Below are 19,012 nucleotides of genomic sequence, written 5' to 3'. Positions count from 1 at the left end.
GCTGGGCGCTCCTATTTCGCGCCCAGCCCGGCCTTTACCTGCGGCAATATGCCCTTCACGATCACGGCCACGCCGCGCATATTGGGATGCATGCGATCGCCGATATGCATGCCCGGCTGGCCGGTCACGCCGTTCAGGAAGAAGGGATAGAGGCGCACATTGTAGCGTCGCGCCAGCGCCGGATAGATGGAGTCGAACCGCCGGCGATAATCCGCGCCCAGATTGGGCGAGGCGAGCATTCCCGCCAGCAGCACCGGGATCTTGCGCCGCTGGAGCTCGGCCAGGATCGCTTCCAGATTGGCCCGCGCCTGTTCCGGCGGCAGGCCGCGCAGCATGTCGTTGGCACCGAGCTCGACGATCGCCAGATCCGGCTTCAACTTGAGCCCGGTCAGCACCCAGCCGAGCCGCGCCTTGCCGCCCGCCGTTGTATCGCCCGAAACGCCCGCATTATGGACGCGCGCGGCAATGCCGTCGCGCCTGAGCGCCGCCTGCAGCTGATCGGCAAAGCCCTGCCCCGGCTTCAGCCCATAGCCCGCCGTCAGGCTGTCGCCGAACGCCAGCACCAGCTTTTCCGCCGCCACCGCCGGCACCGCGCCGGCAAGGGCGAAAAAAGCGGCCGCATGGACAAGCAGCCGCCTCGCCCCATATGCAGTTGGAAAGCCTTTCACCCGGAACCTCCACCTCGATGACATTCCCCCATATTGCGATCGATGCCCGCAATGTCACCCTCGCGCTCGGCCGTGGCCCGGCGCGGGTCGAGATATTGAAGGGCGTCTCGCTCGCCGTCTCCTCGGGCGACAGCGTGGCGCTGCTCGGCCCCTCCGGATCGGGCAAATCCTCGCTGATGGCGGTGCTTTCGGGGCTGGAACGCGCCACGTCGGGCGCGATCCGCGTGGCCGATGCCGATTTCGGCGCGCTCGACGAAGATGGGCTGGCGCTTGCTCGCCGGGGCCGGATCGGCATCGTCCTCCAGGCCTTCCACCTGCTCCCCACCATGACGGCGCTCGAAAATGTCGCCGTCCCGCTCGAGCTTTCGGGCGAGGCGGATGCCTTCGCTCGCGCCGCCGCCGAGCTGGAAGCGGTCGGCCTCGGCCATCGCCTGGGCCATTATCCCGCCCAGCTTTCGGGCGGCGAGCAGCAGCGCGTCGCCATCGCGCGTGCGACCGCGCCGCGCCCCCGCATCCTCTTCGCCGATGAGCCGACCGGCAATCTCGATGCAGCCACCGGCGAATCGATCATGGACCTGCTCTTCGCCCGCCAGGGCGAGACGGGCGCCACGCTGCTGATGATCACCCATGACCGCGCGCTTGCCGCGCGCTGCGCCCGCGTGGTCGAGCTGAAGGACGGGCTGATCGTCAGCGATACGGCATCGCCCGCGCTGCGCGCCGGAAGGGGTTGAGCATGGGCACGGCCAGCGGAACGGGCCGGGGCGGCCTCGCCTTGCGGCTCGCACTGCGCGATCTGCGCGGCGGGCTGACGGGCCTGCGCCTGCTCGCCATCTGCCTGTTCCTCGGCGTCGCAGCGCTCGCGGCGGTCGGCAGCCTCTCCGCCTCGATCGTCACCGCGCTCGGCCTGCAGGGCCAGGCGATCCTCGGCGGCGACGTCCGCTTCGAGATCGCCCAGCGTGACGCGACGCCGGAAGAACAGGCCGCCTTCGCCGCCATGGGCAAGGCCTCGAAGGTCATCCGCATGCGCGCCATGGCCGCGCGCGCCGACGGGCAGGAATCGGTCCTTGCCGAATTGAAGGCGGTCGATAACGCTTGGCCGCTCTATGGCAGGCTTGGTCTCGCCTCGGGCGCGCGCGCCCCGCGCCCCGCCGGAAAGGGCATCGCCATCGCCCCCGCGCTCGCCGATCGCCTCCGCATCGGCATCGGCGATCCCATCCATATCGGCGAGACGCGCTTCACCGTGACGGGCCTGATCGCGGACGAGCCCGACCGGATCGGATCGGGCTTCACGCTCGGCCCCACCGCGCTGGTCGACATGGCGGGTCTCGGCGCCACCGGCCTGATCCAGCCCGGCAGCCTCTATCGCGTCCAATATCGCGTGGCGCTTCCCCCCTCCGCCGATCCCGCGGCGGTGATTGCCCGCTTCGAGCGGCAATTCCCCGGCGCCGGCTGGGAGGCGCGCGACCGGACCAACGGCTCGCCCGGTACGCGCCGCTTCATCGAGCGGCTGGGCCAGTTCCTCTCGCTCGTCGGGCTCACCGCGCTGGTCGTCGCCGGCATCGGTGTCGGCAATGGCGTCGCGAGCTGGCTCGACGGCAAGCGGGGCGGCATCGCCACGCTGAAGGCGCTCGGCGCATCCTCGGCCACCATCTTCCGCATCTATCTGATCCAGATCCTGCTCGTCGCGGGCGCGGGGATCGCCGCTGGGTTGCTGGTCGGCGCGCTCGTCCCCTTCGCCGTCGCGGCCATAGCCGGCGATGCGCTGCCCGTGCCGCCCGAACTCGGCCTATATCCCAAGCCGCTTGCCATCGCCGCCGCCTATGGCCTGCTCGTCGCCACCGCCTTCGCGCTCGCCCCCTTGGCCCGCGCGCGCAGCGTTCCGGCAGCCTCGCTGTTCCGCGGCGGGATCATGCCCTCCGGCCGGCCCACCCTCCCCGTGCTGCTGGCCATGACCGCGCTCGCGCTCGCCATCGCCGGGCTCGCGATCGGCACGGCGCGCGAACCGCTGTTCGCCGCCCTCTTCGTCGCCGCCTCCATGCTGCTGCTCGGCCTGCTCACCGCGATCGGCGCCGCGATCCGGGCCATCGCCGCCCGCCTGCCGCGTCCGCGCCGTCCGCTGCCGCGCCTCGCGCTTGCCAATCTCCACCGTCCTGCCGCGCAGACGACCCGCCTCGTCATCGCGCTCGGCCTTGGCCTCACCCTCTTCACCGCGCTCGCGGTGATCGAGACCAACCTGTCCGGCCAGCTCCAGCGCACCGTGCCGAACAAGGCGCCGAGCTTCTTCATCCTCGACATCCCCGCGCCCGAGCTCGATCGCTTCAAGACGCTGGTGAACCGCACCGCGCCGGGCGCGGAGGTCGTCACCGTCCCCTCGCTGCGCGGGCCCGTCGTGGCGCTCGGCGACCGGCGCGTGGCGGAAATGAAGAATGTTCCCGAAGGCGCCTGGATCCTGCGCGGCGATCGTGGCCTTACCTATGCCGCCACGCTTCCCGAAGGCAGCCGCGTCGTCGAGGGCAAATGGTGGCCCGCCGACTATGCCGGCCCGCCACTCGTCTCGCTCGACGTGGAGGCCGCGCGCCTGCTCAACCTGAAGATCGGCGACAGGATCACCGTCTCGGTCCTCGGCGTGGAGATAGAGGCGACGATCGCTTCGCTACGCGAGATTGCCTGGGACACGATGGGCTTCAACTTCGTCCTGATCTTCTCGCCCGGCACGCTGGAAGGTGCGCCGCACAGCATGATGGCTACGGTCGCCATGGCGCCCGAGCGCGAATCCGCGCTCAATCGGGCGGTCACCAGCGCTTTTCCCTCCGTCTCGCTGATCCGGGTGAAGGAAGTGATCGCCACCGTCGCCGATCTCCTCTCCCAACTGTCCGTCGCGGTGCGCGCCGCCGCCTCGGTCGCGGTCGCGGCCGGGATCGCGGTGCTGATCGGCGCCATCGCCGCCGCGCGCCGCGCGCGCATCTATGATGCGGTTCTGCTCAAGCTGCTGGGCGCCACGCGGCGCCAGGTGCTCGCCGTGCAGGCGATGGAATATGCGCTGCTGAGCCTGGTCGTATCCCTGCTCGCGCTCGCCTTCGGCACGGCGGCGGGCTGGTATGTTGTGCGCTATGTGCTCGATCTGGAATGGGCGCCGGACTGGTGGATCGTCCTCGCCACGCTCGGGATCGGCGCGCTGCTGACGATGGCGATCGGCCTCGCCGGATCGCTCCCCGCGCTCGCAGCGCGCCCGGCAAGGGCACTGCGCGAACTGTAACTCCCGTCGCCCCTGCCTGCGCCGGGGCGACGGCGAGGAACGTTAGCGCCGATCCTTCGTCGCGGTGAACCTCACCGCCGGATGCCGCCCGGCGATATAGTTGATCTCCCACCCATCCTTGGCCATGAACACGGGCGCGCCATCGCGATCCTCGGCCATCGCCCCGCGATGCAGCCCGACAAATTCGTCGAGCGCCTTGGGATCGTCGGCCGAAATCCAGCGCGCCGTCTCCCAGGGCGAAGGCTCGAAGCTCGCATCCACCTTATATTCCGCCTGAAGCCGCGAGATCAGCACGTCGAGCTGGAGCTGCCCCACCACGCCCACGATCCATTGCGATCCGATCGAGGGGTGGAACACCTGCATGATCCCTTCCTCCGCCATGTCGTTGAGCGCGTTGCGGAGCTGCTTGGTCTTGGTCGGATCGGCGAGCCTGATGCGCCGCAATATTTCCGGTGCGAAATTGGGCAGCCCCGTGAAGCGCAGCGCCTCGCCCTCGGTCAGCGTATCGCCCACGCGCAGCGTGCCATGATTGGGAATGCCGATGATGTCGCCCGGAAAGGCCTCGTCCGCCAGCTCGCGATTCTGCGCGAAGAACAGGATCGGCGAATGGACCGCGATCGTCTTGCCCGTGCCGACCTGCGCCAGCTTCATGCCGCGCCGGAACTTGCCCGAGCACATCCGCATGAAGGCCACGCGGTCGCGATGCTGCGGGTTCATGTTCGCCTGCACCTTGAAGATGAAGCCCGCCACCTGGTCTTCGTCGGGGTCCACCTCGCGCGGCTCGGCCGGCTGCGGACGCGGGGACGGCGCAAATTGCGCCAGCGCGTCAATCAGCTGCTCCACCCCGAAATCCTTGAGCGCCGAGCCGAAATAGACCGGCGTCAGGTCGCCATGGCGATAGGCCGCCTCGTCGAACGATGCATAGCCGGCCATGGCCAGCTCCGCCTCCTCGCGCAGATGAGCGAGACCGTCGGCCGAAACCAGCGGCTCAAGCTTCGCATCGTCCAGCCCCGAAAGCTGCACCGAATCGCCCTCGAACGCGCCCGTCGCGTCCGCCGCGGGCCGGTGGAGTCGGTCGCGCGCCAAATCGTAAATCCCCTCGAACGTGCCGCCCATGCCGACGGGCCAGCTCATCGGCGCCACGTCGAGCGCCAGCGCGTCGGCAATCTCGTCGAGCAGCGCGAAAGGCTCGCGCCCTTCCCGGTCCACCTTGTTGACGAAGGTGATGATCGGCACGGAACGCAGCCGGCACACCTCGAACAATTTGCGCGTCTGCGCCTCGATGCCGCGCGCCGCGTCGATCACCATCACGGCGGAATCGACCGCCGTCAGCGTACGATAGGTGTCCTCGGAGAAATCCTCATGCCCCGGCGTGTCGAGCAGATTGAAGGTCACGCCCCCGCGCTCGAACGTCATCACCGAGGAAGTGACGGAAATGCCGCGCTGCTGCTCGATCTTCATCCAGTCGGATCGGGCGCGCCGATTCGCGCCGCGCGCCTTCACCTCGCCCGCCAGATGGATCGCGCCGCCGAACAGCAGCAACTTTTCGGTCAGCGTGGTCTTGCCGGCGTCGGGGTGGGAGATGATCGCGAAGGTGCGACGTTCGGGTCGGTTGGGATTGCTCATGATTGCCGCGCCCGATAGCAGCCCGCATCCTCCGCGTCATCCCGGCGAAATAGGCCCGGACGGCAGCTTTTTCTGGCATGGCGCGACGCGGCCGGGCATGGGCCGCCAATGACCCATCATGACGCGACCCATTATGACGCGATCATCCTCGGCGCGGGTGCTGCCGGCCTGATGTGCGCCGCCACCGCCGGCCAGCGCGGCCGCCGCGTACTGCTCCTCGATCATCTCGATCGTGCGGGCGCAAAGATACTCATCTCCGGCGGCGGCCGCTGCAATTTCACCAACCTCGACGGCGACAAAGCGGAACGCTTCCTTTGCGCCAATCCCCATTTCGCTCGCTCCGCGCTCGGCCGCTATGGCCCCGCCGATTTCCTCGCGCTGATCGAGGCGCATGGCATCGCCTGGCATGAGAAGACGCTCGGCCAGCTCTTCTGCGACGGCTCCGCGCGCCAGATCGTCGCCATGCTGCTCGAGGAATGCGACAAGGGCGAGGTCGATATCCGCCTCTCCACCCGCATCGCCGCCGTCTCGAAGCCGGACGGGAATTTCGCCGTCGAAACGCCACGCGAAACTTTCACCGCGCCCCGCCTCATCATCGCCACCGGCGGGCCTTCCATTCCGAAAATGGGCGCGACCGGCTTTGCCTATGACGTCGCCCGCCGCTTCGGCCTCAAGGTCGTCGAGCCCCGCCCCGCGCTCGTGCCCTTGACCTTGGGCCCGGAGGATCGGCTGTTCGAAAGCCTCTCCGGCGTCGCCGTCGACAGCATCGCCGCGCACGGTCGCACGACCTTCCGCGAAGCCTCCCTCTTCACGCATCGCGGCCTTTCGGGCCCCGCCATTCTCCAGATCAGCAGCTATTGGCGGAAAGGCGAAGGCATCACGCTGGACCTGCTGCCCGATGCGGACGCCGCAGCGCTCCTCATCGCCGCCAAGAAGGAGCGCCCCCGGGCCGAACCACGCACCATTCTCGCCCAGCATCTCCCTCAGCGCCTAGCCGAGGCGATCGCGGAGCGGCTCGCGCTCGCCGGCCGCATGGCGGACCTGCCGGATCGCATTCTCGCCGCCACCGGGGCAAGGCTCAACGCCTGGCCGTTCGTTCCTACCGGCTCCGAAGGATTTGCAAAAGCAGAGGTGACGATCGGCGGCGTCGACACCGCCGGCCTGTCCCAGAAGACGCTGGAGGCAGGCAAGGTTCCCGGCCTTCATTTCATCGGCGAGGCGGTCGACGTCACCGGCTGGCTCGGCGGCTATAATTTCCAATGGGCCTGGGCGAGCGGCGTGGCGGCGGGACAGGCGCTTTGATCCGAGGTGGCATTGATCGTCGATTGTCGCTAAGAGACACGCGAAAGCACCGGCCCGCGGCCGCGTCCCTCCCCAGCGAGATCGAATAAAATGCCATTTTCCTCCCTGCCCCGGCCGATTGCCGAGGCACTTGCCGACCGCGGCTATGCCACGCCCACGCCCGTCCAAGCGCAGGTGATCGAGGCGGACGCGCATATGCGCGACCTGCTCGTCTCGGCCCAGACGGGCTCCGGCAAGACGGTCGCCTATGCGCTGGCGATCGCGGAAAATCTGCTGGAGGGCGCGGAGTTTCTCGCTCCGCCCACCGAGCCGATGGCGCTGATCATCGCTCCCACACGCGAGCTTGCGCTCCAGGTCCAGCGCGAGCTGATCTGGCTCTATGCCAAGACGGGCGCGCGCATCGTCTCCTGCGTCGGCGGCATGGATGTGCGCCGCGAACAGCGCAATCTCGCCAATGGCGCGCATATCATCGTCGGCACGCCCGGCCGCCTACGCGACCATCTCGAGCGCGGCCATCTCCTCTCCCAGTCGCTCCGTGCGGTCGTGCTCGACGAGGCGGACGAAATGCTCGATCTCGGCTTCCGCGAGGATCTCGAGGAAATATTGGACGCGACCCCGCCCGAGCGCCGCACGCTGCTCTTCTCGGCGACGATGCCCAAGCCGATCGCTGCGCTCGCCAAGCGCTATCAGCGTGATGCGCTGCGCATCATCACCACCTCGGAACGGGCTCAGCATAGCGATATCGATTATCGTGCAGTGGCCGTAGCCCCCGCCGATATCGAGCATGCCGTCGTCAACATATTGCGCTTTCACGAGGCGAATGGCGCGATGATCTTCTGCGCCACGCGCGAGAATGTCCGCCGCCTCCACGCAGCGCTGTCGGAACGTGGCTTCCATGCCGTTGCGCTGTCCGGCGAGCTTTCGCAGAATGAGCGCAACCATGCGCTCCAGGCGCTGCGCGATCGCCGCGCCCGCGTCTGCGTCGCCACCGATGTCGCCGCGCGCGGCATTGACCTGCCCGATCTCGGCCTCGTCATCCATGCCGAGCTGCCGATCGATCCCGAAACGCTCCAGCATCGCTCGGGCCGTACGGGCCGCGCGGGGCGCAAGGGCATTTGCGTGCTGATCGCGCCCTATCCGCGCCGCCGCCATGCCGAACGGCTGATGCGCGCCGCGAACGTCAATGCGCAATGGGAAGCCGTTCCCTCGCCCCAGGATATCCGTATCCGCGATCAGGAAAGGCTGATCGAGACGCTCACCCTCGGCGAAAATTCGGACGAAGATCTCGAAACCGCCGCCAAGCTGCTGGAAACGCTCGATCCGCAGCAGATCGCTGCCGCTTTCGCGCGAATGCACCGCACCACTCTTCCCGCGCCCGAGGAGCTGTTCGACGCAGGCCCACCGCCGCGCGACGAGGGGCCCCGCGCGGGCTTCGAGGATACGATGTGGTTCCGCCTCAATGTCGGCCGCAACGGCAATGCCGATCCGCGCTGGCTGCTGCCTTTGCTCTGCCGTCGCGGTCACATCACCAAGCGCGAGGTCGGCGCGATCCGCATCCTCGCCACCGAAACGCGCTTCGAAATCCCGCGCGCCATCTCCGCCAAATTCGCCGCCGCGCTCAAGCGCACCGCGGGCGAAGAAGATGGTGTGACGATCGAACCCGCCGACGGTCCTCCGCCCCCGCAGGAGCGCGGCGCCCCGCGCGGCCCCAAGCGTCCGGGCGCCCCCCGCCCGCCTCACCGCCATCAGCCGAGGCCATATAAGGGCCGGCGTGGATGAGCGGCTGCCGGTGACGCTCCGCATCCTCGTCGATGCCGATGCCTGTCCGGTCAAGGATGAGGTCTACCGCGTCGCGCTGCGCTATGCCGTGCCGGTGCGGATCGTCGCCAACCAGTTCATCCGTCTGCCGGCCGATCCGCTGATCGAGCGCGTCCTCGTCGATTCCGGCTTCGATGCGGCGGACGATTGGATCGCCGCCGAAGCCTCGCCCGCCACCATTGTCGTCACCGCGGACATATTGCTCGCCGATCGCTGCGTGAAGGCGGGCGCCACCGTGCTCGGCGCCAATGGCCGGCCCTTCACCGCCGCCTCCATCGGCCAGGCGGTCGCCACCCGCGCGCTGATGGCGGACCTGCGCGCCATGGGCGATGTCACCGGTGGCCCCGCGCCCTTCTCCAAGGCCGATCGTTCGCGCTTCCTCTCCGCGCTGGATGAAGCGATCGTCCGGCTGCGGCGTACCGGCAGCTAAGCGGCCCGCTCAGGCCGCCATCGCCTCCTCCAGCGCCTCGCTCGCTTCCAGCCAGCGCGCCTCCGCCGCCTCGAGCGCCTTTTCGACCTTCCCCCGCGCCTGCATCAGCTCGGTCATGGTAAGATTCGCATAGGCAGGCTGGGCACTTTTGGGGTCGAACATCGCCAGATCGATCGCCGAACGCTGCGCGGTGAGCTTCGCCATCTCCTCCTCCGCCGCCTTCACCGCCTTTCGTAGCCCCTGGCTCTTCTCCCGCGCCGCGGCGGCCGCGCGCCGGTCGTCCTTGGCATTGCTCTTCGCGGGCTTCGGCTTGGCCGTATCGCCGCCCTTGCCCAGCACCATGTCGGTATAATCATCGAGCGTGCCGGCGAATTCCTGCGCCGTGCCGCCATCGACCAGCACCAGCCGGTCCGCCGTCAGCTCCAGCATGTGCCGGTCATGGCTCACCACCACCACCGCGCCCGAATAATCGTTGAGCGCCTGCACCAGCGCCTCGCGCGCATCGACGTCGAGATGGTTGGTCGGCTCGTCGAGGATCAGCATATGGGGCGCATCGCGCGTGATCAGCGCCAGCGCGAGCCGCGCCCGCTCGCCACCGGACAGGCTTCCCACCTTCTGCGTCGCCCTGTCGCCCGAAAAGCCGAAGCGGCCGAGCTGCGCGCGCACCGCCGCCGGGGTCGCGCCCTTCATCTGGCGCGCCATATGCTCGAGCGGCGTGTCACCCCCGTCCAGCTCCTCCACCTGATATTGGGTGAAATAGCCGACGCGCATCTTGCCCGATGCCGTCATCTCCCCTTCCTTGGGCGCAAGCTGCGCCGCGAGTAGGCGTGCGAGCGTCGTCTTGCCATTGCCGTTGCGGCCGAGCAGCGCCACCCGATCATCCGGATCGAGCCTGAGGTTCAGCCGCGACAGCACGGTCCGCTCGCCATAGCCCACCGCCGCCATGTCGAGCGTCACCAGCGGCGGGCGAAGCTCGTCGGGGCTCGGAAAGGCGAAGGAGAGCGTCGGATCCTCCGTCGCCGCCGCGATCGGCGCCATCTTGGCGAGCGCCTTCACCCGGCTCTGTGCCTGCTTGGCCTTGCTTGCCTTGGCGCGCCAGCGATCGACGAAGGCCTGCAGCCGCTGCCGTTCCGCCATCTGCTTCTCGCGCGCTGCCGATTGCTGCGCCAGCCGCTCGGCGCGCTGCCGCTCGAACGCGTCATAGCCGCCCGGATAAAGCGTCACCTTACCCTGTTCGAGGTGCAGGATATGATCGACGACATTGTTGAGCAGGTCGCGCTCATGGCTGATCACGATCATCGTCGCGCGATAGCCTTTGAGGAAATTCTCCAGCCACAGCGTCGCTTCCAGATCGAGATGGTTGGATGGCTCGTCGAGCAGCAGCAGGTCCGGCTCCGAAAAGAGCAGCGCCGCCAGGGCCACGCGCATCTTCCAGCCGCCCGAATAGCTGTCGAGCGGCCGGCCCTGCATCTCCTCGTCGAAGCCGAGGCCGACGAGGATGCGCGCCGCACGCGCCGGCGCGGTATAGGCGTCGATCGCGCCCAGCCGCTCATGGATCTCGCCCAGCCGGTCGGGATCGACGCAGGTCTCCGCCTCCGCCAGCAGCGCGGCGCGCTCCGTATCGGCGGCGAGCACCGTCTCGAACGGGGTCGCGTCGCCCGCCGGCGCTTCCTGCGCGATATAGCCGATCCTGGCGTCGCGCGGCATCTCGATCGATCCCTCGTCCATCTCGCCGAGGCCGCATATCGCCTTCATCAGCGTGGATTTGCCTGCCCCGTTGCGGCCGATCAGGCCGACACGGGATTTCGGCGGCAAGGCGGCCGTCGCGCGATCGAGAATCGTGCGGCCGCCAAGCCGCACGGTGACGCCAGAGATATTCAGCATGCCCGCGCGATAGCATGCCGAGCGTGCTCGGCAAGCACCAGCGCGCCCGCTATCCCCGATCGCTCGCCCAAGCCCGTCGGCACGATCAGCGGCGCAATCTCCCCGAAATAGCCGCCGCCGATCGCTTCGGCCGCCACGCGCACCCGATCGAGCAGCCCCGGCGTACCCATCACGCCGCCGCCCAGCACGATCCGCTGCGGCGCCAGCATCGCCACGGTGCTGACGCACAGATGCGCGATGTAGAAGGCCTCGATCTCATGCGCCGGATGATCCTGCGGCAGTTCGGAAAGCGATTGCCCCCAGCGCGCCAGGATCGCCGGCCCGCTCGCCATCCCCTCGTAACAGTCGCCATGAAAGGGGCAGGCGCCGGCAAAATAGTCATCGGCATGGCGCGGCGGTCGGCCATGGCCCATTTCCGGATGGCCCCGACCATGGATCGGCGCCCCGCCGACAATCGCCCCGCCGCCGATCCCCGTCCCGATGGTGAAATAGACCGCTGTGTCGCAGCCCCGCGCCGCGCCCCAGCGCGCCTCGCCCAAAATCGCGCCGTTCACGTCGGTATCGAAGCCCACCGGCCGGCCGAATTCGGCGAAGGCCCCGGCAATATCCGCCCCGCTCCAGCCCGGCTTGGGCGTCTTGCAGATCCGTCCCCAGCTCGGCGAGACGGGATCGAGATCGACCGGCCCGAAGCTTGCTATGCCGAACGCCTCGACCGGCGCCTGCTCGCGGAAGAATTGCACTGCCCGGCCGAGCGTCTCCTCCGGCGTGGTCGTGGGAATACGCAGCTGCGCGCGAATATCATCCGGCCCCGTCGCGATTGCGCAGACGAACTTCGTGCCCCCCGCCTCGATGCAACCGTAAAGTTCATTGTCCATCGCGCAATCCATCCTCCTTATTCCTTTCATATCGACGGGGCCAATCGGCCGCCTTCATGCCCTCCACATGGACGCCAGCAAAGCCCCCCGTCTGTCCGGGGCCGGAAAGGAAGTAAGGAATTAAAGCAAAAAAGGGCCGTCCACCCCTTCCCTTCCGCCGCGGCCCCTGCCATCCGGCGATCATGCCTACCTTGCTGCGCCGCCTTCTTCCCGATCCCTTCATCCTCGCGCTCCTCGCCACCGTCGCGCTGGCGAGCATCCTTCCCGCACGTGGGGGCGGCGCCGATCTGGTCGATGTGCTGGCGACGATCGCGATCGTCCTGCTCTTCTTCCTCCATGGCGCGAAGCTCCCGCGCGAGGCGGTGCTGGCGGGGCTGAAGCATTGGCGGCTGCATCTGACGATCCTCGCCTTCACCTTTCTCGCCTTCCCGCTGATGGGCCTCGCCGCATCGCGCCTCTTCCCCGGCCTGATGCCGCCCGCGCTGTGGACGGGCATCCTCTTCCTCTGCGCGCTGCCCTCGACGGTGCAGTCCTCGATCGCCTTCACCTCGCTCGCGCGGGGCAATGTGCCCGCCGCCATCGCGTCCGCCTCCGCCTCGCAGATCATGGGCATATTCCTCACCCCCCCGATCGTCGGCCTGCTCGCATCGGCCCATGGCGGCACGATCGAGTTCGGCAGCGTCAGCGGCATCCTGCTCCAGCTGCTGCTCCCTTTCCTGGCCGGTCATCTGCTGCGCCCCTGGATCGGCCGCTGGGTCGACGCGAACAAGAAATATATTTCCTACAGCGATCGCAGCGCGATCCTGATCTCGGTCTACAGTGCCTTCTCCGCGGCGGTGATCGAGGGAATATGGAGCCGCCTGCCGCTGCCGTCGCTCGCCCTCCTCTTCCTCGTCTGCGCCGTGCTGCTCGCGATCATGCTGACGCTCACCCAGCTCGGCACGAAGCTGCTCGGCTTCGCGCGGGAGGACCGCATCACCGCCATCTTCTGCGGCACCAAGAAATCGATCGTCACGGGCGTTCCGATGGCGCGCGTGCTGTTCGCCGGGCCGGACATGGGGCTCGTCCTGCTGCCGGTGATGATCTTCCACCAGATGCAGCTGATGGCCTGCGCATGGCTGGCGCGCCGTTGGGGTAATCGCACAGATTGACCAGAGGGCCCGACATGGTCCAGCATCATCCCTGATCCGCTTCGCATCAGCGGAGCGGCAGCCTCCACCAAAAGGAGGCGCTGCAAGGATGAGAGGCCTGAATGACCGACCTGTTTCCCGTTCCCCCCGAATGGGCCGCGCGGGCACGCATCGATGCCGCCCATTATGCCGATCTCTACGCCCGTTCGCTTGATGACGCCCACGCCTTCTGGCTCGAACAAGCCGAACGGCTGGACTGGATCGAAAAGCCGACGCGCACCAACGAAAGCTCCTTCGCCGAAGCCGAATTCGGCGTGAAATGGTTCGCGGACGGCCGGCTCAACGTCACCGCCAACTGCATCGACCGGCATCTGGCGGAACGGGGCGACGCCACCGCCATTCTCTGGGAGCCGGACGATCCCGCCGAACAGCCCCGCCGCTTCACCTATGCCGAGCTCCATGCCGAGGTCTGCCGCTTCGCCAATGTGCTGAAGGCCGAGGGCGTGCGGAAGGGCGATCGCGTCACAATCTATCTGCCGATGATCCCAGAGGCCGCCTTCGCGCTGCTCGCCTGCGCGCGGATCGGCGCGATCCATTCGGTGGTGTTCGCCGGCTTCTCGCCCGAGGCGCTCGCCGGCCGGATCGAGGATTGCGATTCCACGGTCGTCATCACCGCCGATTACGGCCGGCGCGGCGGCAGGAAGATCCCGCTCAAGGCCAATGTCGACAAGGCCGCGGCGCATCACTGCCCGTCGATCGCCAAGATCATCGTGGTCAAGGCCACGGGCGATGCCGTCGACATGCGGGACGGCCGCGACATCTGGTATCATGATGCCGCCGCACTCTTCTCCACCGACTGCCCGGCCGAGCCGATGGCGGCGGAAGACCCGCTGTTCATCCTCTACACCTCGGGATCGACGGGAAAGCCGAAGGGCGTGCTCCACACGTCGGGCGGCTATCTCCTCTGGGCGTCGCTCACGCATGAGACGGTGTTCGATTATCGCCCCGGCCAAGTCTATTGGTGCGCGGCCGACGTCGGCTGGGTCACGGGGCACAGCTATATCGTCTATGGCCCGCTCGCCAACGGCGCCACGACGCTGATGTTCGAAGGCGTGCCCAACTGGCCCGATGCCTCGCGCATCTGGCAGGTCGTCGATCGCCATCAGGTCGAGATACTCTATACCGCGCCCACCGCGCTGCGCGCGCTGATGAAGGAAGGCGATGATTTCGTTGCCCGCACCTCGCGCAAGAGCCTGCGCCTGCTCGGCACGGTCGGCGAGCCGATCAATCCGGAGGCATGGCGCTGGTATCATGATGTGGTGGGCGAAGGCCGCTGCCCAATCGTCGATACATGGTGGCAAACGGAAACGGGCGGGCACATGATCACCCCGCTGCCCGGCGCGACGGCGCTCAAGCCCGGTTCCGCCACCGCCCCTTTTTTCGGGGTCGAGCCCAAGCTGCTCGATCCGGAGGGCCGCGAACTGACGGGCGCTGCGGAAGGCAATCTCGTCATCGCCCGCTCATGGCCCGGCCAGATGCGCACCGTCTGGGGCGATCATGAGCGTTTCTTCCAGACCTATTTCACCACCTATCCCGGCTATTACACCACGGGAGACGGCGCGCGGCGCGACGAGGATGGTTATTGGTGGATCACCGGCCGGGTCGATGACGTGATCAACGTCTCGGGCCATCGCATGGGCACGGCAGAGGTGGAATCGGCGCTCGTCCTCCATCCCAAGGTGGCCGAGGCGGCGGTCGTCGGCTTCCCCCACGACATCAAGGGCCAGGGCATCTACGCCTATGTGACGCTCAATGCCGGCGAGGAGCCCGACGAGGATCTGCGCAAGACGCTGGTCGCCTGGGTGCGCGAGGAGATCGGGCCGATCGCCACGCCCGATGCGATCCAGTTCGCCCCCGGCCTGCCCAAGACGCGCTCGGGCAAGATCATGCGCCGCATCCTGCGCAAGATCGCCGAAAATGAGCTGGGCGCGCTCGGCGACACCTCCACCCTCGCCGATCCTTCGGTGGTGGACGATCTGGTCGCACACCGGGTGGGCTGAGATCCGCTCCGGCGCTGGAAAGCCGCGCTCAGCTTGAGCCCGTCGAAGAGTAGCGAGACTCCCGACGGGCGCGATCCAGGCGAAGGTCGATCTAGCGGCCCACCGCCGGCTGCGTCCCCGCCGGCCTCGGCACGCCCGTGGCGCCGGGCATGCGCAGCGCGCGCAGGAAAGGCCCGCGATCGGCCTCCGGCAGTTCCTTCAGCAGCGCCAGCACCCGGCCGCTCGTCCGCGCGCGCGCCTCGTCCTGCAGCGTCTCTTCCTGTCGCATCAGCGCTTCGATCTGGGCGATGTCGATCGTCGGCTGGGCGATCGCCGCCTGAAACTGGGCATTCAGCTCGCTGCGCCGCCTCGCGAGCACCCCAATCTCCGGATCGGCCTGCCCCATGATACGCTGGACGACCGCATTGCCCGCATCGGACAGGCCCGCGATGCGCGCCACGCGCCGCACCGGCGCGGGTGCCGGTCCGGACTGGACGGCCTCATTCGCCGGCGGCGTGCCCGGCGCGGCGATGGCGACGCCGGCATTCAGCGCCAGAAAAAGAGCGGCAAAGCGTGTGATCATGATGCTGTCGGCTCCAGGCTCCCCTGCGCTGCTCCTCTACGCCCGGAAACGTTCGTCCGCCAGCGCCAGCATCGTCGCCACATGGCGCCGCGCCACCGCCATGCGGTCCGCGCCATAGCCGCCGCCCAGCACGCTCGCGAGCGGCAGGCTGCGCCGCCGCACCTCGGCCATCACATAGCGGTCGCGCATCTCCAGCCCCGCATCGCTCAGCGCCAGCCGGCCCAGCTGGTCCTCCACATGCGGATCGACGCCCGCCTGATAGAGGATCAGGTCCGGCCGGAAATCGTCCATCACGCCCGGCAGCACGTCGCCGAGCGCGGCGAGATAGTCCGCATCCCCCGTTCCGTCCACCAGCGCGACGTCCAGCGAGGAAATCGCCTTGCGCGCCGGAAAATTCTTCTCGGCATGGATCGAAAGCGTGAAGACATCCTCGCGCCCCGCCATCAGCGCCGCCGTGCCGTCGCCCTGATGCACGTCGAGGTCGAGGATCAATATGCGCCGCGCATCGCCTTGCGCGATCAGCCGGTTGGTTGCGATCGCGAGGTCGTTGAAGATGCAATAGCCCGCGCCCGTGTCGCGCAGCGCATGATGGCTCCCGCCCGCGCTGTTCGCGGCATAGCCATGCGCGATCGCGAGCTTCGCCGCCAGCCATGTTCCGCCCGGCGATAGCTGCGCGCGCAGCGCCACCCGCGCCGTGACGGGAAAGCCGATCCGCCTTTCCTTCTCGCGCGGCACGGCAAGGCCGATCACCTGCTCCACATAGGCCGGATCATGCACCGCCTCGATCCATTCGCGCGGGCAGGGCTCGGGCACATGTTCGGCAAAGGTGACACCCGTCTCGCGCAGCGCCGTCATCACCAGCCCATATTTGTCGAACGCGAAGCCGCTGCCCGGCGGAGGCGGTGAGACATAGTAGGGGTGATGGACGACATGCAGCACTTGATCCGGCACCCTATCTGATGGATCGGACATGGGAAATCAGGAGCCGTCATGACCGAGCCGTTTGTCCGCACGCCCTATATCCGGCCCGATGTGAAGGTCTTCGTCGATTATCTGAATGCCGTCTCAAGCCCCGGGACGCATGAGCTCGGCGCAATCGAGGCGCGGCGCATGATGGCGGCGATGCGCCCGCTGATCGATCTTCCGACCGGAAAGCTCGCGCTGATCCGCAACCTCGCCGCGCCCGGGCCGGATGGCAGGCCCATCCCGCTCCGCCTCTATGACAGCCGCGCGGCGCGGGCGCCGGGCCCCGTGCTGGTCTTCTTCCATGGCGGCGGCTGGGTACTTGGCGACCTCGACACGCATGAGCCGCTCTGCGCGGAAATCGCCCGCATGCTCGACATTCCCGTGATCGCGGTCGATTATCGCCTCGCGCCCGAGCATCGCTGGCCCGCCGCGCCCGATGATTGCGAGGCCGCCGCCCGCTGGATCGCCGCCGCCCCGGCCGAGCTGGAACGCGCCGTCACCGGCCTCGTCCTCGCGGGCGACAGCGCCGGCGGCACGCTCACGATCGTCACCGCGCTGGCACTGCGCGACGTGCCCGCCGCCGTCCCCGTGCTCGCCCAATGGCCAATCTATCCCGCCGTGGATGCCGCGCGGAAGTTCGCCTCCTTCGATCTGTTCGGCCAGGGCTATGTCCTCTCGCGCGAGACGATGGACTGGTATCACGAAAATTATGCCGCCGATCTCGATCATTGGCGTGGCGCGCCGATCCGGGGGGATCAGGGCGGCATGCCGCCCACGCTGGTGCTCACCGCCTCGCTCGATCCGCTGCGCGACCATGGCCGCACCTATGCCGCCGCCACGATCGCGGCGGGCGTCCCCACAATCTTCCGCGAAGCCGCCGGCACGGTCCACGGCTTCCTCAACCTGCGCCGCGCCATTCCTTCGTCACAGCAGGATCTGGCGGGCGCGCTCGCCACGCTGAAGGCGATGATCGCGGAAGCCGAAACCACCCGCCCGGCCCCGGCCGGTGCCTGAGGAGAAATCATGACGATCGACCTGCCCTATCGCGCCGCCGCCGGCATCATGCTGCTCAATTCCGAAAACAAGGTGTTCGTCGCCCAACGCCTCGATACGACGCTGGAGGCATGGCAGATGCCCCAGGGCGGCCTCGACGATGGCGAGGATGCGAAAGCCGGCGCGCTGCGCGAGTTGGAGGAGGAGACCGGCATTGCTCCCTCGCTGGTCGAGATCATCGCCGTGGCGCCGGAGGAGCTGCTTTACGATCTTCCCGCCGATCTCGTCGGAAAACTCTGGAAGGGACGTTATCGCGGCCAGCGCCAGCGCTGGTTTCTCTGCCGTTTCCTCGGCCGCGACGAGGATATCGACCTCAATACGGCGCATCCCGAATTCCGCGCCTGGCGCTGGGCCGAACCGTGCGAGCTTCCCGACATGATTGTGCCCTTCAAGCGCAAGCTTTATGAAAATGTGCTACATATATTCGCGCACCTAATCCGCTGAAACGATCCGGGAATCCTGCTTTGAAGTTCTGGTTTTCCGCCGTGCCGCCGCTCCTTCTCGCGGCCCCCGCGCATGCCCAGCTTGCCGAGCCGGTCCGCGCGATGATCGAATCCGCCTACAGCACGGGCAATGACGCGACGATCGCCGCCGTCGTCTCCACCGCCAAGCAGACCAATCCGGATGACATTGCCGAGATCAACCGCATGGCCGCCGGCTATGCCGCGCTGCTCGAAAATGTCCGGCTGAAGGAGCGGGAGGCAAACGAAGCGCGCATCGCCGCTGCCGGATTCCTGGAGATATGGAAGGGCGAGGTCGAGTTCGGCGCCTCGCGCGCCACCGGCAACACGCGCAATCTCGGCGTTTACGGCGCCGCCAACCTCACCCGCGATGCGCTGCAATGGCGCCAGAAGCTCAATGCCCGCGTCGAGATCCAGACCACCAATGGCGAGACGACCACTGAGCGCGCGCTGCTCGCCTATCAGCCCAATTACAAGTTCGACGAGCGGCTCTACGTCTATGGCATCGGCCAATATGAGCATGATCGCTTCCTCGGCTATACGGATCGCTACACGCTCGGCGCCGGGATCGGCTACAGTCTGATCCAGAAGCCGCGGCTCAAGATGGATTTCGAAGGCGGCCCCGCCATCCGTCACACCAAGTTCGTCGAGACGGGCGGACAGACGACACCCGCCGCGCGCGCCTCGGTCGTGACGAAATGGACGATCACGCCGACGCTGATCCTCGCCCAGTCGGCGTCGCTCTATATCGAGAAGGAGAATAGCAACGCATCCGCCACCGCCTCGCTCGACACCAAGCTGCTCGGCGCGCTCAAGGCCCGCTTCTCCTACAATGTCCTCCATGAGCGCGACGCGCTGGAAAGCCGCAAGGAAACGGATACGGTCAGCCGCGCCACGCTCGTCTACAGCTTCTGATGCCAT

16 protein-coding genes are annotated in these 19,012 nt (G+C 67.9%); 10 read left to right on the top strand and 6 right to left on the bottom strand.

Translation table 11 applies throughout. The features are described 5' to 3' along the window. Positions 1–11 precede the first annotated feature (11 nt). Positions 12–668: an arylesterase gene (locus CLG96_RS12500; protein WP_243395762.1), complete on the bottom strand. Its 657-nt coding sequence runs from the start codon at positions 666–668 to the stop codon at positions 12–14. A gap of 17 nt (positions 669–685) precedes the next feature. Here CLG96_RS12500 and CLG96_RS12495 point away from each other — a divergent pair, with 17 nt between their 5' ends. Both CLG96_RS12495 and CLG96_RS12490 read left to right on the top strand, forming a co-directional pair. After that, entirely contained in the window at positions 686–1,399 is a 714-nt protein-coding gene (locus CLG96_RS12495) for an ABC transporter ATP-binding protein (RefSeq protein WP_107968308.1), read from the top strand. 2 nt (positions 1,400–1,401) lie between these two features. Next, positions 1,402–3,924, top strand: coding sequence for an ABC transporter permease (locus CLG96_RS12490; RefSeq protein WP_107968307.1), 2,523 nt, complete (start codon positions 1,402–1,404; stop codon positions 3,922–3,924). A gap of 42 nt (positions 3,925–3,966) precedes the next feature. Here the strand turns inward: CLG96_RS12490 and CLG96_RS12485 are convergent, their stop codons facing one another. Beyond that, positions 3,967–5,550 (bottom strand): peptide chain release factor 3, encoded by a 1,584-nt coding sequence (locus tag CLG96_RS12485; RefSeq protein ID WP_107968306.1) that lies wholly within the window; start codon positions 5,548–5,550, stop codon positions 3,967–3,969. Between the two features lie 108 nt (positions 5,551–5,658). Here CLG96_RS12485 and CLG96_RS12480 point away from each other — a divergent pair, with 108 nt between their 5' ends. The 3 genes from CLG96_RS12480 to CLG96_RS12470 all read left to right on the top strand — a co-directional run bounded on the left by CLG96_RS12480 (position 5,659) and on the right by CLG96_RS12470 (position 9,100). Continuing rightward, positions 5,659–6,852, top strand: a complete 1,194-nt coding sequence (locus CLG96_RS12480) for a BaiN/RdsA family NAD(P)/FAD-dependent oxidoreductase (protein ID WP_107968305.1) — start codon at positions 5,659–5,661, stop codon at positions 6,850–6,852. A gap of 90 nt (positions 6,853–6,942) precedes the next feature. Next, positions 6,943–8,631: a DEAD/DEAH box helicase gene (locus CLG96_RS12475; protein ID WP_107968304.1), complete on the top strand. Its 1,689-nt coding sequence runs from the start codon at positions 6,943–6,945 to the stop codon at positions 8,629–8,631. Further along, a complete protein-coding gene (locus CLG96_RS12470; protein WP_243395761.1) occupies positions 8,624–9,100 on the top strand; it encodes a YaiI/YqxD family protein in 477 nt (158 codons plus the stop codon). Before CLG96_RS12475 ends, CLG96_RS12470 begins: the two co-directional genes overlap by 8 nt. Positions 9,101–9,109: 9 nt before the next feature. On the opposite strand, the gene CLG96_RS12465 is transcribed toward CLG96_RS12470, so the two are convergent. Beyond that, positions 9,110–10,984 carry an ABC-F family ATP-binding cassette domain-containing protein gene (locus CLG96_RS12465; RefSeq protein WP_107968303.1) on the bottom strand — a complete coding sequence of 625 codons (1,875 nt, stop codon included), beginning with the start codon at positions 10,982–10,984 and terminating at the stop codon, positions 9,110–9,112. Next, on the bottom strand, positions 10,978–11,859 hold the full coding sequence (locus CLG96_RS12460; protein WP_107968734.1) for an ROK family protein: 882 nt from the start codon (positions 11,857–11,859) through the stop codon (positions 10,978–10,980). The genes CLG96_RS12465 and CLG96_RS12460 overlap by 7 nt, the downstream gene beginning before the upstream one ends. 182 nt (positions 11,860–12,041) lie before the next feature. On the opposite strand from CLG96_RS12460, the gene CLG96_RS12455 reads away from it, so the two are divergent. Both CLG96_RS12455 and acs read left to right on the top strand, forming a co-directional pair. Continuing rightward, positions 12,042–13,010 carry a bile acid:sodium symporter gene (locus CLG96_RS12455; protein ID WP_207796682.1) on the top strand — a complete coding sequence of 323 codons (969 nt, stop codon included), beginning with the start codon at positions 12,042–12,044 and terminating at the stop codon, positions 13,008–13,010. Positions 13,011–13,111: 101 nt separating this feature from the next. Next, positions 13,112–15,049 (top strand): acetate--CoA ligase, encoded by a 1,938-nt coding sequence (gene acs, locus CLG96_RS12450; RefSeq protein ID WP_107968302.1) that lies wholly within the window; start codon positions 13,112–13,114, stop codon positions 15,047–15,049. A gap of 91 nt (positions 15,050–15,140) precedes the next feature. On the opposite strand, the gene CLG96_RS12445 is transcribed toward acs, so the two are convergent. Beyond that, positions 15,141–15,611 carry a periplasmic heavy metal sensor gene (locus tag CLG96_RS12445; protein ID WP_107968301.1) on the bottom strand — a complete coding sequence of 157 codons (471 nt, stop codon included), beginning with the start codon at positions 15,609–15,611 and terminating at the stop codon, positions 15,141–15,143. A 36-nt stretch (positions 15,612–15,647) separates the two neighbouring features. Further along, positions 15,648–16,550 carry a histone deacetylase family protein gene (locus tag CLG96_RS12440; RefSeq protein ID WP_107968300.1) on the bottom strand — a complete coding sequence of 301 codons (903 nt, stop codon included), beginning with the start codon at positions 16,548–16,550 and terminating at the stop codon, positions 15,648–15,650. 51 nt (positions 16,551–16,601) lie between these two features. Between CLG96_RS12440 and CLG96_RS12435 the strand changes: the two genes are divergently transcribed. Genes CLG96_RS12435 through CLG96_RS12425 form a run of 3 tightly spaced genes read left to right on the top strand, consistent with a single transcriptional unit; the run spans position 16,602 to position 19,006 of the window. Further along, the gene (locus CLG96_RS12435) at positions 16,602–17,591 is read left to right on the top strand and encodes an alpha/beta hydrolase (protein ID WP_107968299.1); all 990 of its coding nucleotides are present in this window, start codon (positions 16,602–16,604) and stop codon (positions 17,589–17,591) included. 9 nt (positions 17,592–17,600) lie between these two features. After that, complete coding sequence (locus tag CLG96_RS12430; protein WP_107968298.1) at positions 17,601–18,074, top strand: RNA pyrophosphohydrolase; 474 nt, start codon at positions 17,601–17,603, stop codon at positions 18,072–18,074. Positions 18,075–18,094: 20 nt separating this feature from the next. Further along, a complete protein-coding gene (locus CLG96_RS12425; protein ID WP_107968297.1) occupies positions 18,095–19,006 on the top strand; it encodes a DUF481 domain-containing protein in 912 nt (303 codons plus the stop codon). The last annotated feature ends 6 nt before the right edge of the window (positions 19,007–19,012 follow it).

This window comes from Sphingomonas oleivorans (assembly GCF_003050615.1).
GTDB classification, from domain to species: domain Bacteria; phylum Pseudomonadota; class Alphaproteobacteria; order Sphingomonadales; family Sphingomonadaceae; genus Sphingomonas_H; species Sphingomonas_H oleivorans.
This window is presented reverse-complemented; position numbering and strand designations above follow the sequence as displayed.